Raw genomic sequence first — 16138 nt, 5'->3', positions numbered from 1 at the left:
ACCCTCCCGCTCCGTGAGGCCCTACCGTCCGGGGCATGAAGATCACAGTCCTCGACACGTACTCCGCCATGCGGGCGATCCTCCAGCGGCCCGTCGCGGAGCGCGCCGGGCTGCTGGAGGAGATGTGGCGCCCGGCGGCGGGGATGTACCGGCACTTCCCGGGTCCCGTCGACCTGGTCGCGATGCACGCGGCGTCGTCCGGATTCCCGCTCGATCGCGACACCGACACCTGCCTCGACGCGCTCGAACGGCTCCACGCCGCCGATGCGTGGGGCCGCATCGAAGAAGCGCTGCGGCATGCCGCGGACCGTCTGGCCGTCGGCCTGCAGCGCGTGGACCTGCCGGAGGTCCGCGTGCTGCTCGTCGTGGGCGACCCCGGGGACCGGATCTTCCTCGACGAGGCCCTCGGCCTCACTGCGAACGGCAGTGTCACCGGCTACCTGTACCTCAACGTCTGGCCGTCGCCGGAGAACCTGGACCGCCTGGAGGCGATGGCGGTCCACGAGTTCGACCACAACGTGCGGTACGCGCCCGGCGGCGTGCTCTGGGATCCGGCGACCGTCACCGTCGGCGAGCAGATCGTCTCCGAGGGACTGGCGGACGCGCTGGCGCGTGAGATGTACGGCGACGAGCTCGGCCCCGCACGGATCGGCGTCCCGCACCGCCACGACGACGCCCTGTTCGCCGCTGTGGCGGGCGGTCTGGACGTGACGGGCATGCAGAACTTCGCCTCGTGGGTGCTCGGCGACGCGATCGCAGGCCGCTTCGGGGCGCCGCCGCTGGGCCTGCCGACCGGCGCGGGTTACGCGGTGGGCAACCGTCTCGTCGACACCTATCTGGCGGAGCGCGGCATCACGGCCGCAGAGGCGGTCCACGCCGACGCGCGGGAGGTCATCTCCGTGGGCCTCGCCGCGGACCGCGGGTGACCGCTAGAGCTTCGTCACCCGGCTCGTCGGGACCTGCAGCTGCGGGGTGGCCTGCAGGTACTTCTCCAGCGCGTCCAGGTCGATGCCCCCGACGGTGAGGTCCGTCGACTGTGTGAACACGCTGAACCCGTCACCGCCGGCCGCGAGGAAGTTGTTCGTGGTCACGCGGTACTTCGCGACCGGGTTGATCGGCTGGTCGCCGATCTTCACGCTGTCGCGTACGACCTTCCGGTTCGGGGCGCCGTTCGGGTCGTAGCTGTACGTGATGCCCGACGGTGCCAGCACCGTCGTCTTATCCGGGTTCTTCCACTGCTGCTCGAGGAGGTCGATGATCTGCTGCCCGGTCAGCGAGACGGTGACCACCTGGTTCCCGAAGGGCTGCACGGTGTACGCGGACCCGTAGGTCACGTCGCCGCCCTTGAGGTCGGCGCGTACGCCACCGGGGTTCATCAGCGCGATCTGACCCGCGGCCTCGTTCGGAGGCCGGGTGGTGAACAGCATCGCGTCGGCGATCACGTCGCCGAGCGGGGAGTCGCCGCCGGGGAAGGCCTCGCGCTTGAGGTCCGTGGGGATCGTCCCGATCACCCGGTCGGCGCGCGGCTTGGCCTCCTTCTCGTAGAAGTCGACGAGACGCTGTGTCGCGGCGTCCGCCGGCAGGTCGCGGCGGACGACGCGGTTCACCGCCGTCGACTTCACCGCCGAGCCGCTGAAGTCGAGGGTGACGTCGGTGATCAGCCTGCCGTACGACGCGGCCTGCGTCACGGTGCGACCGCCGATCGTGCAGTTGTAGGCCTGGTGCGAGTGTGCCGTGAGGATGGCGTTGACCGCGGGATCGATCCGCTGGGCGAGGTCGGGCACCGGCGCGGAGACGCCGTTGCAGGCGTTCGGATCCGTTTCGCCGGAGCCGGACTGCGCGCCACCGTCGTGCATGGTCGCGACGATCGCCTGCGCACCGGCGGCCTTGATCTCGGGGACGTACTTGTTGATCGCGTCGGCCTCGTCTCCGAAGGAGTAGCCGCGCACGCCCTCCGGAGCCACGATCGTCGCGGTCTCGGGGGTGACGGTGCCGATCACGGCGATCTTGCGGCCGCCGACCTCGAACATCTTCCACGGCACCGTGCCGGGTGGGAGCTGGCCCTGCGCGTTCGTCACGTTCGCGGCCAGGTACTGGTAGGCGGCGCCGGTGAAGGGCTCGCCGGGCTCGCAGCCCTGCGGCGCGCAGCCACCCTTCTGCAGCCGCTCGAGCTCGATGGTGCCGTGGTCGAACTCGTGATTGCCCACCGAGGAGGCCTGCAGTCCCACGGAGTTGAGGAACTTGATCGTCGGCTCGTCGCGGAACAGCGCCGATACCAGGGGGCTGGCGCTGACCAGGTCACCCGCGGCGACGGTGAGGGTGTTGGGGTACTGCTTCTTCAGGCGCTGCAGTGCGGTGGAGAAGTAGGCGGCACCGCCCGCCTCCTTGCCGCCGATCTTCCCGGTCGAGCCGGTGGGCGGCTGCAGGTTGCCGTGGAAGTCGTTGAAGCCCAGCAGGTGCACCTGGTCCGGGTTCGCAGCGGGGAGGTCGTCGACACCGGGTACGGAGAAGGCGGCTTTCGCCGTCGACGAGGAGGCCGCGGACGACGACGGCGCCGCATCCTTACCGGAGGAACCACAGCTCGCGAGGAGCGCGGCGGTCGCGGTCAGTGCCATGGCGAGGTGCAGCCTGCGAGTACGCATGATCGGAACTCAAACACAGTGACCCGTCGTTCGAGTGACGAATGAATTAACACCCCGTGCGCCGCCCCACCTAGGGTGGGCGGCATGACCTCTCCGTCGCTGCCCGCCGCGGTCCTGTTCGACATGGACGGCACCCTCCTCGATTCCGAGAAGCTGTGGGACATCGCGGTCGCCGAGTTCACCCGCGGCCTCGGCTTCGAGATCACCCCCGAGGCCCGCGAGTCGACCCTCGGCAACGCCACCGGCGACGCGCTGCGCAAGCTGTTCGACTTCGCGCAGGTCCCCGAGGGGGAGCGCGACTACGCCGGCGCGGAGCGGTGGGTGTCGGACCGGGTGGTCGAGCTGTTCGACGACGGCATTCCGTGGCAGCCCGGTGCCCGCGAGACGCTGGATCTGCTGGCCGCCGCGGACGTCCCGCTGGTCCTCGTCACCAACACGATCCGCGAGGTCACCGAGCACGCACTCGGCACCCTGGGCCGGGACCGGTTCGTCGCCACCGTCTGCGGCGACGAGGTGCCCAGCCCCAAGCCCGCACCGGATCCGTACCTCCGCGGCGCGGAGCTGGCCGGGGTCGCGGCCACGGACTGCGTCGCGGTCGAGGACTCGCCGACCGGGGCCCGCTCCGCCCTCGAGGCGGGGTGCACCGTCCTCACCGTCGGTCCCGAGCCCGTGCTCGACGGTGCGCTGCACATCGGGACGCTGGAGGGCGCCCGGTTCGCGGACCTCAGCCGACGCTGAAGACGTCACCGCCGGCGCGGCAGGTACCGACGGAATCGGTGACCCGGGCCGAGCACTGCCACCCGGACGTCTCGATCGTGACCGCGCGTCCCTCGGACTGCGCCGCCGCGGCCAGGTAGACCCGGCCCACGCGGAGGGCATCGACGCAGTTGGCACGTCCCTCGCGGACGACCACCGCGGCGGACCCCTTCGCGACGTCGAGCGAGCCGCACACCGTTCCCGCTGCAGCACGTGGCACCTCGCCGGTCGCGGCGGCGGCGGCCGATTCAGCGGGGGCGGACGCGGCGGCGAAGCTGACCGGACTCGCCGTCTGGGAGTCGTCGGACGTCGAACAGCCGGCCAATGGGGCGAGAGCCAGGGCGCCGAGCGCAAACCAACGTGGGTTCATGTCGCCGACGCTAGCGCCGGATCGGTGGATGCGCGCGCCCCAGACGGCCCATTGTGTTGGGCGTCACGAGCAGCGTGCTGACAGCGCGCTCCCAGCCCGTCGCGGTACCACGGACTCGTGCGTAACGCCCTGCTCCCCGTCGTCGCGATGTTGCTCGTGTCGGCGTCCGCCTGCGGGTCGCCCGTCGATCCACCCCGCGCTCCCGTCGCACCCACTCTGGGCTGGGACTCGTGGAACGTCTACGGCTGCGGCGTCACCGAGGACGACGTCGAGCGGCAGGCGAACGGCCTCGTCACCAGCGGCCTGGCCGCCGCGGGCTATCGCACCGTCGTGGTGGACGACTGCTGGTCGGCTCCCGATCGCGGCGCGGACGGGCGGCTGCGGGCGAACCCGTCGACCTTCCCGTCGGGGATGGCGGCGCTCGGTGCCTACCTGCATGCGCGGGGCCTGCGGTTCGGCCTGTACGCCTCACCGGGCGACCGGACGTGCGCGCAGCGGAGCGGTGCGTACCCGGGCCGTACCGGCAGTGCCGGTACGGAGGACCTGGATGCCCGGACCTTCGCGGCGTGGGGCGTGGACTACCTCAAGTACGACTGGTGCGGATCAGGGACCTCGCGATCGGCCCAGGTCGGAGCGTTCCGCGTCATGCGCGACGCGCTCGCCCGCACGGGCAGGACGATCACCTACGCGATCAATCCGAACAGCGGCGTGGCCGGGACGGTGCCCGGAGCCACGGGGAACTGGGCGGGCATCGCCGACGCCGTGCGCGTGACCAACGACGTGGTGCCCACCTGGCGGACGGGGGCCGGGCCGGAGGGGGACCAGGGCATCGGCGACGTACTCGCCGACGTTCCACCGGCGCCCGGGACCGTCCGCGACCTCGACATGCTGGTCGTCGGTCTCCCCGGCGTCAGCGACGCGCAGGCGCGCACGCAGATCCTCGAATGGTCGCGGCTCGGTTCGCCGCTGATCCTCGGCTGCGACGTGAGCGCACTGACGCCGGAGGTACGCGCTCTGCTGACCGATGCGGCGAGGCGCTGACGCTACTTCTCGGCCCCGTCGATCGCGGCGCTGGCCATCACCGCCATCCGTACCCGCTCGGTGTCGGCGGGCGTCCAGTCCGCGGGTGGGAGCACTGCGGCGAAGGCGTCGACCATCGCGGTGCCGTAATTGTGGCCGTGCCCGTCGGGCACGCCGGCGGCGTTGGCGAGATCGGCCGAGACCTGCCAGAACGTGACGAACGGGTACCAGGCCATCGCCGGGCTGCGGTCCCGCCCGGGCGGCTCCTTGAGCCAATCCGGCTGCCGCAGGATCAGATCCGTCGACCACCACACCACCGGATCGGACGGATGCTGGACGTAGACGACGTGCGGCGCCAGCCATTCCGCGCCGCCGCTGCCGCCGTCGCCGGCCAATGGTCGCCGGCCGTCGGTGAAGCGGACGATCAGCCCGTCGGTGTACGTCGGGAGGACCTCGGGCGTGCCGAGATCGCGCCGGGCGGTGATGGCGGAGTGGATCGGGTTGGCCCGCGGCGGTCCGAGCCAGACCACCCCGTCGACCTTGTCCCGGATGTCGGGCAGCCCGGAGAAGGCACCCTCGCCGGCGCGCGTGCCGAGGCTCTCGCCCATCACGAGCAGCTTCGGGCGCGCTGCGACGGGGCGGGCGCGCACGTCGGCGACGACCGCGCCGATCAGGCGTTTACCGGATTCGAGGGAGGCCTCGCCGTCGGTGACGAAGGAGATCCAACTCGGCAGGTACGAGTACTGCATCGCGACCAGGGCCACGTCGCCGTCGTACATCAGCTCGATCGCCCGCGCCGCGGTCGGATTCACCCAGCCGGAGCCCGTCGTCGGCACGACCACCACGTACTTGCGGTCGAGGGCGCCCGTCCGGGCGAGTTCGCGGTGCAGCAGCGCGACCCGTTGCTCCGGGGTGGCGGCGTTCTCCAGGCCCACGTAGACGCGCACGGGCTCGGCCACGGGGCGCGTCGTGAACCGTGCGATCTGCGCCGCGCGCAGGCCGCCCGAGACGAACTTGCGGCCCTCGTTGCCGAGTCCGGACCACTTCGCGGCGGAGCCCGCCGAGCCCGACCGCCAGGCCTCCGGCGGCTGCGGATACTCGGGCAGTTCCTGGTCGTTGGTCGAGGAGGCGAGCGTGTTCGCGGTGGCGGTGAACGCCCGGAAGCCCACGTCGTTGACCGCGAAGACGACGAGGAGGACGACCAATCCGAAGCCGAGCACCTTCGCCGCGGGCTGCGGCACGCGCAGGTACTTGTTCGCGCGGCGCGCGAGGAACAGGCCGAGGTCGCGCAGCACGCGGAAGGTCGAGATCAACGCGGCCGCGACGACGAAGGCGATGATCGGCGTCAGCACGTACCAGAGGTTCGACCCGGGCGGCATGCCCATCAGCGCCCGCACCTCGTCCTGCCAGCGCTTGGCGGCGACCATCATCGTGAGTCCACCGAGCAGGACGCCGAGCACGATCAGCGCGCGCCACACGGGAATGAAGCGGGAGCGCTGCGGGTCGTCGCGAATGGGGTGTGCGCGCACCAGTAGGTCGACGATCACCCACTTGAGGAACACTCCGATCGCGTAGCCGATCACCGCGTTGATCCCGGAGACGATGCCCTGGAAGAACCAGGACCGGGGGAGCAGCGAGACCGTCAGGCTGCTCATGAGGAACAGGCCGCCGACGAAGAGGCCGGCGAAATCCAGGTGCAGCAGGCTCCAGGCCCACGCGAGCAGCGGATGGCGGGAGGCGAAGTCCTCGTAGTTCTCGCGCAGGAAGCGATCCGGATCCCGAGCGGCCCGCACGACGCGCAGGCGCGCGCGGATCAGCGCCCGCGTGTAGCGGTACTGGGCGGCGCCCTTGGCGGGGGTGCTTGCCGGACCGTCCGTGAGCGGGGTCGACGGTGCCGCCTCGTCCGTCGCGCTGCCCTCCACACGGACCACTCTAGTTCGCGTGGGACAATGACCTCCGTGAAGACCATGGAGACGCTGTTCGCGGAGTTGGCCGCCAAGGCCGAGGAGCGGCCCGCCGGGAGCGGGACCGTCGAGGCGCTGGACCGCGGGATCCATTTCCTGGGCAAGAAGGTCAACGAGGAGGCCGGCGAGGTCTGGATCGCGGCCGAGTACCAGAGCGACGAGCAGCTGGCCGAGGAGGCCTCGCAGCTCCTGTACTGGCTGCAGGTGCTCCTGATCAAGCGCGGCGTGACGCTCGACGACGTCTACTCCTACCTGTAGCCCGAAGACCTCCCGAAGGAACCACTCACATGTTGCGGGTCGCCGTACCGAACAAGGGCGCGCTCTCCGAGGCCGCCGCCGCCATCCTGAGCGAGGCCGGCTACCGCCGCCGCTCGGACGCCAAGGACCTCACGGTCATCGACAACGCCAATGAGGTGGAGTTCTTCTTCCTCCGGCCCAAGGACATCGCGCTCTACGTCGGCTCCGGCGAGCTCGACATGGGCATCACCGGCCGCGACCTCGCGCTGGATTCGGGCGCCGAGTTCACCGAGCGGCTCGCGCTGGGCTTCGGCCGCTCCACCTTCCGCTACGCCGGCCCGGCCGGGCGGGACTGGTCCGTCGCCGACCTCGACGGCAAGCGCGTCGCCACGTCGTACCCGAACCTGGTACGCCGGGACCTGGCCGCACGGGGCATGTCCGCAGAGGTCATCCGCCTCGACGGTGCCGTGGAGATCTCCATCCAGCTCGGCGTCGCGGACCTCATCGCCGACGTCGTCGAGTCCGGCCGCTCGCTGCGTCAGAACAACCTGGTCGCCTTCGGCGAGTCGCTGTGCGACTCGGAGGGCGTGCTCATCGAGCGCGTCGGCGCCGAGTCCAGCCGGGCCCGGGACCAGATCACCGCGCGGCTCAAGGGCGTCGTCTTCGGCCGGCAGTACGTGATGCTCGACTACGACTGCCCGCGCACGCTGCTCGACGGTGCGATCGCCGTGACGCCCGGCCTCGAGTCGCCGACGGTGGCCCCCATGGCCGACGACGCCTGGGTCGCCGTCCGCGCCATGGTGCTGCGCAAGGACGCCAACGGCGTGATGGACGACCTGGCCGATCTCGGCGCCAAGGCGATCCTCATGACCGACATCCGCAGCTGCCGCTTCTAGGTCAGCGCGCGGCGACCAGCAGCGTCTGCGCCCCGACGGCGAAGGCGCCGGCACCGTCGTACATCCGGGAGACGGTGGTGCCGATGCCCTCGCCCCCGACCAGTTGGTCGCCGATCACGCCCACCCAGCCGTCGACGAGCTGCGGCGAGCGGTGCAGGTGCACCGTCATGTCCATGTTCATCCACGTCACGGCCGTGGGGTCGAGGTAGGCGGAGATGCCGTTCGCGGCGTCGATGACGGAGAAGACCTGCACGAGCGGCGAGGGTTCCTCGCCGGCGACGAGTGGGATCTTCGCGCGCATCCAGCACCAGCGCGGGCCCTCCTCGTCGGCGTCCGGGCGGTCGACGAAGACCCACTCGCACGCCGCGAGGAAGCCCTGATCCTTGAGGTGCTTGAAGAAGTCCGGCATGGCCCCCGGCGCATCGCGGCGCGGAGGCAGCGCGGGGGACAGGTCACGGGCGATGGCGGTGGTGTCCGACGCCGCGAGCGCCCAGGCCTGCGCCCGCGCGACGGTGCGGTACTCGCCGGAGCCGTCGACGCATTCCATCTCCGCGGCGAGCAGCGAGATCGTCCGGCCGGGGCGGGAGACCCAGGCCCGGACCCGGGTGCGCGTGATCGGCACGACGCCGAGTAGGTCGATCGTCACGCGGGAGACCCGCGAGCCCGCCCCGACCAACTTCTCCATGGCGCGCACCATGATCGCCGCGGGCGGGGCGCCGTGCTGCATCGTGTCGGCCCACACGCTGGCGGTCGACGGTGTGGGGTCGAAGACCTCGAACTCGAAGCCGCCGGCGTCGAGGGTCCCGGCGGGGTGGAAGAACGCGTCATCAGCCATGGTTCAGTCCTACCGACACGTCGGATTCGTCGGAACACCGGGGTCGCTGGGACAATGTCCAACCATGGCGAACAGTGGGCCCTTCGTAGTGGGCGACCGAGTGCAACTGACGGACGCGAAGGGCCGGAAGTTCACCGTCCACCTCGAGGCCGGCAAGGAGTTCCACACCCACAAGGGCGGAATCCGGCACGACGAGCTGATCGGCGCCCCCGAGGGAAGCGTCGTCAAGGCCGTCAACGGCACCCCGTACCTCGCGCTGCGACCGCTGCTCACCGACTACGTGCTGTCGATGCCGCGCGGCGCCCAGGTGATCTACCCCAAGGACGCCGCGCAGATCGTGGCGGAGGGCGACATCTTCCCCGGCGCCCGCGTCCTCGAGGCCGGCGCGGGCTCGGGAGCACTGACCTGCTCACTGCTGCGAGCCGTGGGCCCCGAGGGCTCGGTGACCAGCTGGGAGGTCCGCGAGGACCACGCCGAGTACGCCGCGAAGAACGTCGAGGAGTTCTTCGGCGGCCGCCCCGAGAACTGGCACCTGCAGCTCGGTGACCTCGCGGAGTACGACGGCCCGCAGGTGGACCGGGTGGTGCTCGACATGCTCGCCCCGTGGGACGTACTCGACGCCGTGGGCAAGGCCCTCGTGCCCGGCGGCGTGCTCACCGTCTACGTCGCGACCACCACCCAGCTCTCGAAGGTCGTCGAGGCGATGCGCGAGCAGGCCATCTGGACCGAACCGCGCTCGTGGGAGGCCCTCGTGCGCGAATGGCACGTGGTCGGGCTCGCCGTGCGCCCCTCGCACCGGATGCAGGGCCACACCGCCTTCCTCATCACCTGCCGGCGTCTGGCCGACGGCACGGTCGCGCCGCGTCCGCAGCGCCGATCCAACAAGGGGTAGCGTGAGAAGTCCCCACGGAAAGGGAGTTCACTCGTGACGGAACCGGATCCGACCCGTCCCTCGGGCGCATCGGCGGACGCGCCCGCCTCGCAGGCCACGTCCGCGGCGGTGTTGCGCGAGCGGGTCGACGCACTCACCACCCGGAACGCGAAGCTGCTCGAGACGCTGCGCGATGCGCGCAACCAGCTGCTCACCCTTCGCGAGGAGGTCGAGCGGCTGGGGCAGCCGCCGTCGGGCTACGGGGTCCTGCTCGGTACCTACGAGGACGACACCGTGGACGTCTTCACCTCCGGGCGCAAGATGCGGCTCACCTGCTCCCCGAATCTGGACGTGGCCGCCTTCCGCACGGGCCAGACGGTGCGCCTGAACGAGGCGCTCACCGTCGTGGAGGCGGGGGAGTACGAGTCCGTCGGCGAGATCTCCACGCTCCGCGAGATCCTGGACGACGGTGCCCGCGCCCTGGTCGTCGGCCACGCCGACGAGGAGCGGGTGGTGCGCCTCGCCGCCCCGCTGGCACTGCAGGCCTCCGAGGACCCCGGTGTCGACGAGTTCGGGCTGCCGCAGCGCAAGCTGCGGATCGGCGACTCGCTGCTGGTGGACACCAAGGCCGGATACGCCTTCGAGCGGATTCCCAAGGCCGAGGTCGAGGACCTGGTCCTCGAAGAGGTCCCGGACGTGGACTACTCCGACATCGGCGGCCTGGGCCGGCAGATCGAGCTGATCCGCGATGCCGTCGAGCTGCCCTTCCTGCACAAGGACCTGTTCAAGGACTACTCGCTGCGCCCGCCCAAGGGCGTCCTGCTGTACGGCCCGCCCGGCAACGGCAAGACGCTCATCGCGAAGGCGGTCGCCAACTCGCTCGCGAAGAAGATCGCGGAGGTCCGCGGCGACGATGCGCGCGAGGTCAAGTCGTACTTCCTCAACATCAAGGGCCCCGAGCTGCTCAACAAGTTCGTGGGCGAGACGGAGCGGCACATCCGGCTGATCTTCCAGCGCGCTCGCGAGAAGGCATCGGAGGGCACGCCCGTCATCGTCTTCTTCGACGAGATGGACTCGATCTTCCGCACCCGCGGTTCGGGCGTGAGCTCGGACGTGGAGACCACCGTCGTGCCGCAGCTGCTCTCGGAGATCGACGGTGTCGAAGGCCTGGAGAACGTCATCGTGATCGGCGCGTCGAACCGCGAGGACATGATCGACCCCGCGATCCTGCGGCCCGGCCGCCTGGACGTGAAGATCAAGATCGAGCGTCCCGACGCCGAGGGCGCCATCGACATCTTCTCGAAGTACCTGACCCCGGCACTGCCGATCCACGAGGAGGATCTCGCGGAGTTCGCCGGCGATCGTGAGGCCTGCGTCAAGGCGATGATCGAGCGGGTCGTCGAGCGGATGTACGCGGAGACCGACGACAACCGGTTCCTGGAGGTGACCTACGCCAACGGCGACAAGGAGGTCATGTACTTCAAGGACTTCAACTCCGGCGCGATGATCCAGAACGTGGTGGACCGTGCGAAGAAGCACGCGATCAAGAGCTTCCTCGACACCGGGCAGCCGGGCCTGCGGATCACGCACCTGCTGGAGTCCATCGTCGACGAGTTCGCCGAGAACGAGGACCTGCCCAACACCACCAACCCCGACGACTGGGCGCGGATCTCGGGCAAGAAGGGCGAGCGGATCGTCTACATCCGCACGCTGGTGACCGGCAAGAACTCCAGCGCGTCCCGCGCGATCGACACCGAGAACAACACGGGTCAGTACCTGTAGTCGAGCGCGGTACTGCACGACAAGCGCCGCATAAGCCCAGGGCAAGGGCCGTCTGAATATAGTGATCCGTGATGAGTACGGATACCGCAGTTCTCACCGTCACCGTGGACGGCCAGACGCTGACCTTCGCCCCGGGTAAGACGGTGACTTTCGGGCGCACGCTCGAATCGGACGTGACGATCAACCACCCGTTGGTCTCGCGGACGCACGCCGTCGCGTCCGCGAGTCCCACGGGGTGGATCCTGACGGACCGCAGCACCAATGGCGTCTTCGTGGGCGGGGTCCGCCGGCCGACGATCGCGCTGCACGGTGTGCAGCAACTGATGTTCGGCGATCCGCGGACCGGTGCGGCGGTCGTCCTGTCGGCGGCGCCTCGCTCGACCACACCGCCCCCGCCGCCCGCGCGGACCCCTCCGCCCGCCGCTCCCCAGCAGCCGGTCCAGCACCTTCCTGCCGCACGGCGCGCACCGTCGAACCCGGCACCGCCGCCCGCCGCGGCACCGTCGTCGAATCCGGCGCCGCCGTCGCGGCCGATGCAACTGCCGCCGCGGCAGCCCGCACCGTCGGCGCAGATCCCGGCCCAGCGGCCCCCGGTGCCCCCGCGCCCGACGGGCGATGTGGCGCCCCACCTGCGGGCCATGGCGGGCAACACCGGGCTCTACCAGGTCCAGAAGATGCCCTCGGCCCCCGTCGGGTCCGGCCAGCTGACCATCGGCCGCACGCCCGACAACGACATCGCACTCGGCGACATGCTGGTCTCGCGCCGGCACGCACGGCTGCTCACCGGCCCGCAGGGACTCGTCATCGAGGACCTCGGCTCGGCGAACGGCACCCAGGTCAACGGCCGGCGCATCGCCGGTCCCACGCCGCTGCGCGACGGTGATCTGGTCACGATCGGCAACTCCGACCTGATCGTCGAGCAGGGACGCCTCGAGCGGCCCAAGGCCCAGGAGTTCGCCGGCGCGGGCCTCGCTGTCCAGGGCATCACGCTCACTGTCGACGGCAACAAGACCCTGCTGCACGGCGTCGACTTCCGCGCCGCCCCGGGCACACTCACCGCCGTGATCGGCCCGTCGGGCGCCGGGAAGTCGACGGTGTCCCGGGTGGTCTCCGGCGCAGTCACGCCGACCGCAGGCCGGGTCGAGTTCGAGGGCCGCGACGTGCATCGCGATTTCGACGCGCTCCGCTCCCGCATCGGCATGGTCCCGCAGGACGACGTGCTGCACCGGCAGCTCACGCTGCAGCAGGCGCTGCGGTTCGCGGCCGAGCTGCGGCTGCCGCCCGATATGAGCAAGGCCGACCGGGATCAGGTGATCGACGGTGTTCTCGCGGAGCTGCAGCTCACCGAGCACAAGCAGACGCGCGTGGACAAGCTGTCCGGCGGGCAGCGCAAGCGCGCCTCGGTCGCGATGGAGCTGCTCACGGGCCCGTCGCTGCTCATCCTCGACGAGCCCACGTCCGGCCTGGACCCGGCACTCGACCGCCAGGTGATGCAGACGCTGCGACGCCTCGCCGACGCGGGCCGCGTGGTGATCGTGGTGACCCACTCGCTCACGCACATCGACATGTGCGACCAGGTGCTCCTGCTTGCGCCCGGCGGCAAGACCGCGTACTGCGGCTCGCCGAAGGGCGTGCAGGCCGCGATGGGCACCAGCGACTGGGCGGAGATCTTCGACTTCGCCGCCAAGCAGCCCGACGTGGCGTGGCAGCGCTATCGCTCCGCGCATCCCGCACCGCCGCCGCCCGCGCCCACGGGCGCGCCGCCGACACCGACGAAGGCGCCGAAGACCTCGGTGCGCAAACAGCTCTCGGTCGTCGCGCGACGCCAGCTGCGACTGATCCTGGCGGACCGCGGATATCTGATCTTCCTGCTCCTGCTGCCGCTGGTGCTCGGGGGGATCACGCTCCTCGTCCCCGCGGATGACGGCCTCGCCTCGCCGTACTCGCTCCCGGACGGGTACAGCGGCGCGAAGATGATCCTCGTCCTGCTGGTGGTGGGGGCCTGCTTCATGGGCGCAGCGCTGACCTCGCGCGACCTGGTCGGCGAGCGTGCGATCTACCAGCGCGAGCGCGCTGTCGGTCTGGGGCCGGGTGCGTACCTGTCCGCCAAGACGCTGGTCTACTTCATCGCGGCCGCCCTGCAGGCGAGCATGATGATGGCGATCGTGATCCTCGGCGTGAAGCAGTCGACCGCGCAGGGCTCCGTGCTGGCCAGCGCGCCCGTCGAGCTGGTCATCGACATCGCGATCCTCGCCTGCGTGTCCACGTTGGTCGGCCTGCTGATCTCCGCGCTGGCCAAGTCCAGCGAGCAGGTGATGCCGATGCTCGTGGTCGTCGTGATGGTGCAGCTGGTGATGAGCGGTGGCCTGTTCGCGCTGCACGAGCGCGTCGGGCTGGAACAGATCTCGTGGCTGTTCCCGTCGCGGTGGGGCTTCGCGGCCGGCGCGTCCACCGTCGAGCTGCAGAAGCAGATCGACGCGGTCTCCGGACGCCCGACGATGCAGGCGATCGACCCCCTGTGGAATTCGACGCCGACCCAGTGGGGCATCGCGATCGGTGTGCTTGCGGGCATCGGCGTGGTGCTGTGGCTCGCCACCTGGTTCCGGATCTCGCGGACGTCCCGCTGACGCTCGTCGCGCGGGCCCCGGCCTGCCGAGGAGCGCACGCGGCCCAGCGATAGGCTGGGCGGCATGCAGCGCATCATCGGTACCGAGGTGGAATACGGGATCTCCGCGCCGAAGGACCCGACGGCCAATCCGATCCTCACCTCGACGCAGGCGGTGCTGGCGTACGCGGCCGCGGCGGCCGTCCCGCGCGCCAAGCGGACCCGGTGGGACTACGACCTGGAATCGCCGCTGCGCGACGCGCGCGGATTCGACCTCGGGCGGGGCGGACCGGCGCCGATCATCGACGCCGACGAGATCGGCGCGGCGAACATGATCCTCACCAACGGGGCACGGCTCTACGTCGATCACGCGCATCCCGAGTACTCGGCTCCCGAGGTCACCGATCCGCTCGACGCGGTCATCTGGGACAAGGCGGGGGAGCGGGTCATGGACGCCGCGGCCCGCTACGCCTCGACGGTGCCCGGCGCACCGACCCTGCAGCTGTACAAGAACAACATCGACGGCAAGGGCGCGTCGTACGGCACGCACGAGAACTACCTGTGCCGCCGCGACACCCCGTTCGCGGCGATCGTCGCCGGCCTGACCCCGTTCTTCGTGACTCGCCAGGTGTTCTGCGGCAGCGGACGGGTGGGTATCGGCGCGAACGGTGACGAGCCCGGTTTCCAGCTCTCGCAGCGCGCCGACTACATCGAGGTCGAGGTCGGGCTCGAGACCACGCTCAAGCGCGGCATCATCAACACCCGCGACGAGCCGCACGCCGACCCGGACAAGTACCGGCGGTTGCACGTGATCATCGGCGACGCGAACCTCGCGGAGACCTCCACGTACCTCAAGGTGGGCACCTCGTCGCTGGTGCTCGACCTGATCGAGGCCGGCGTCGACCTGTCGGACCTGCAGCTCGCGACGCCGGTGACGGCCGTGCACCAGGTCTCGCGCGACCTGTCCCTGTCGGTGCCGCTCGAACTGGCCGACGGCCGCACCATGACCGCGCTGGACATCCAGCGCGCGTACGCGGACCGTGTCGGCACCTTCCTCGAGGGCTCCGACGACGCCCGGGCGCTCGACGTGCACGCCACCTGGGTGCGCGTCCTCGACACCCTCGCCGACGATCCGCTGCGGCTCGCGGACGAGCTCGACTGGCCGGCCAAGCTGCGCCTGCTCGAGGGCATCCGGCAGCGCGAGGGCCTCGGGTGGGCGGCGTCGAAGCTGCAGCTCGTGGACCTGCAGTACTCGGACGTCCGGCTGGACAAGGGCCTGTACAACCGGCTCGTCGCCCGCGGCTCGATGAAGCGGCTCGTGACCGAGCAGCAGGTGATGGATGCGGTCACCACGCCGCCGGAGTCGACCCGGGCGTACTTCCGCGGCGAGTGCATGCGCCGGTTCGGCACCGAGATCGCCGCGGCCAGCTGGGATTCGGTGATCTTCGACATCGGCGCCGAATCGCTCGTGCGCATCCCCACGATGGAGCCGCTGCGGGGCACGAAGGAGCACGTCGGCGCCCTGCTCGACGACGCGGCCTCCGCGCGCGAGCTCGTGGATTCTCTGCGAGGCTAGGGACATGGACATCGGTCGCGAGGTCGGCAAGCTGTACGCCAAGGTCTTCCCCGAGGTGCTCAAGGCGCACGGTGAGTTGTACGTGCGCTCCGGCGGCCGCATCGGGCACAAACTGCTCTTCGGCGTTCCCAGCCTGATCGTGCGGACCGTCGGCGCGAAGTCGGGGGAGCCCCGCACGACCGTGCTGACCTACGTGGCCGACGGTGCCGACTACGTGGTCGTCGCTTCGAAGGGCGGCGCTCCGCGGAACCCCGCGTGGTTCCACAACATGGTCGCCGCCGGCACCGTCGACGTCCAGGTCGGCACTGAGAGGTTCCCGGCCACCGTCGAGGCCTTGAAGCCCGGCGATGCCGATTACCAGCGGCTCTGGGACCTCGCTGACGCCAACAACGGTGGCCGCTACGCCGCCTATCAGCGCAAGACCACGCGCCCGATCCCCGTCGTGCGGCTCCGCCCCGCCTGACACGACTCCCGCGGATCGTGCAACGGCCGGGCGGCGTGTACGGAACCACGGGAGACGGCGCGGCCGGTAGTGTTGATTCATCGGGTCGTGCGGCCCGGGATGGTCGCGAAGGAGGCAGCGA

Annotated in this window: 14 protein-coding genes; 10 read left to right on the top strand and 4 right to left on the bottom strand. The window is 70.7% G+C overall.

Translation table 11 applies throughout. From position 1 onward, the window contains the following. Positions 1-35 precede the first annotated feature (35 nt). Positions 36-926, top strand: coding sequence for a DUF2268 domain-containing putative Zn-dependent protease (locus tag FK268_RS05770; RefSeq protein ID WP_146432131.1), 891 nt, complete (start codon positions 36-38; stop codon positions 924-926). A 3-nt stretch (positions 927-929) separates the two neighbouring features. Here the strand turns inward: FK268_RS05770 and FK268_RS05765 are convergent, their stop codons facing one another. Beyond that, positions 930-2642, bottom strand: coding sequence for a bifunctional metallophosphatase/5'-nucleotidase (locus FK268_RS05765; RefSeq protein WP_146432129.1), 1713 nt, complete (start codon positions 2640-2642; stop codon positions 930-932). Between the two features lie 84 nt (positions 2643-2726). Between FK268_RS05765 and FK268_RS05760 the strand changes: the two genes are divergently transcribed. Then, positions 2727-3380 (top strand): HAD family hydrolase, encoded by a 654-nt coding sequence (locus FK268_RS05760; protein ID WP_146432127.1) that lies wholly within the window; start codon positions 2727-2729, stop codon positions 3378-3380. Here FK268_RS05760 and FK268_RS05755 read toward each other — a convergent pair. After that, the gene (locus tag FK268_RS05755) at positions 3367-3768 is read right to left on the bottom strand and encodes a hypothetical protein (RefSeq protein WP_146432126.1); all 402 of its coding nucleotides are present in this window, start codon (positions 3766-3768) and stop codon (positions 3367-3369) included. The two genes, FK268_RS05760 and FK268_RS05755, sit on opposite strands and share 14 nt — an antisense overlap. A gap of 117 nt (positions 3769-3885) precedes the next feature. Here FK268_RS05755 and FK268_RS05750 point away from each other — a divergent pair, with 117 nt between their 5' ends. After that, on the top strand, positions 3886-4809 hold the full coding sequence (locus FK268_RS05750) for a glycoside hydrolase family 27 protein (protein WP_146432124.1): 924 nt from the start codon (positions 3886-3888) through the stop codon (positions 4807-4809). A 2-nt stretch (positions 4810-4811) separates the two neighbouring features. Here the strand turns inward: FK268_RS05750 and FK268_RS05745 are convergent, their stop codons facing one another. Beyond that, a complete protein-coding gene (locus FK268_RS05745) occupies positions 4812-6710 on the bottom strand; it encodes an alpha/beta hydrolase (protein ID WP_146432122.1) in 1899 nt (632 codons plus the stop codon). A gap of 36 nt (positions 6711-6746) precedes the next feature. On the opposite strand from FK268_RS05745, the gene FK268_RS05740 reads away from it, so the two are divergent. After that, on the top strand, positions 6747-7010 hold the full coding sequence (locus FK268_RS05740) for a phosphoribosyl-ATP diphosphatase (protein ID WP_146433376.1): 264 nt from the start codon (positions 6747-6749) through the stop codon (positions 7008-7010). A 29-nt stretch (positions 7011-7039) separates the two neighbouring features. After that, the gene (gene hisG / locus FK268_RS05735) at positions 7040-7885 is read left to right on the top strand and encodes an ATP phosphoribosyltransferase (protein WP_146432120.1); all 846 of its coding nucleotides are present in this window, start codon (positions 7040-7042) and stop codon (positions 7883-7885) included. A gap of 1 nt (position 7886) precedes the next feature. On the opposite strand, the gene FK268_RS05730 is transcribed toward hisG, so the two are convergent. Continuing rightward, complete coding sequence (locus tag FK268_RS05730; protein ID WP_146432118.1) at positions 7887-8720, bottom strand: thioesterase family protein; 834 nt, start codon at positions 8718-8720, stop codon at positions 7887-7889. A gap of 64 nt (positions 8721-8784) precedes the next feature. On the opposite strand from FK268_RS05730, the gene FK268_RS05725 reads away from it, so the two are divergent. From FK268_RS05725 to FK268_RS05705, 5 genes are all read left to right on the top strand, one after another. Then, complete coding sequence (locus FK268_RS05725; RefSeq protein ID WP_146432116.1) at positions 8785-9612, top strand: tRNA (adenine-N1)-methyltransferase; 828 nt, start codon at positions 8785-8787, stop codon at positions 9610-9612. 33 nt (positions 9613-9645) lie between these two features. Beyond that, positions 9646-11373, top strand: coding sequence for a proteasome ATPase (arc, locus tag FK268_RS05720; RefSeq protein ID WP_146432114.1), 1728 nt, complete (start codon positions 9646-9648; stop codon positions 11371-11373). 71 nt (positions 11374-11444) lie between these two features. Further along, complete coding sequence (locus FK268_RS05715) at positions 11445-14000, top strand: ATP-binding cassette domain-containing protein (protein WP_146432112.1); 2556 nt, start codon at positions 11445-11447, stop codon at positions 13998-14000. 63 nt (positions 14001-14063) lie between these two features. Beyond that, on the top strand, positions 14064-15554 hold the full coding sequence (gene dop, locus FK268_RS05710) for a depupylase/deamidase Dop (protein WP_146432110.1): 1491 nt from the start codon (positions 14064-14066) through the stop codon (positions 15552-15554). A gap of 4 nt (positions 15555-15558) precedes the next feature. After that, entirely contained in the window at positions 15559-16017 is a 459-nt protein-coding gene (locus FK268_RS05705; protein WP_146432105.1) for a nitroreductase family deazaflavin-dependent oxidoreductase, read from the top strand. The last annotated feature ends 121 nt before the right edge of the window (positions 16018-16138 follow it).

Source organism: Tsukamurella sputi (genome assembly GCF_007858445.1).
GTDB lineage: Bacteria > Actinomycetota > Actinomycetes > Mycobacteriales > Mycobacteriaceae > Tsukamurella > Tsukamurella sputi.
Note: the sequence above shows the minus strand (reverse complement) of the source record. Positions and strands in the feature narration are given on the sequence as shown.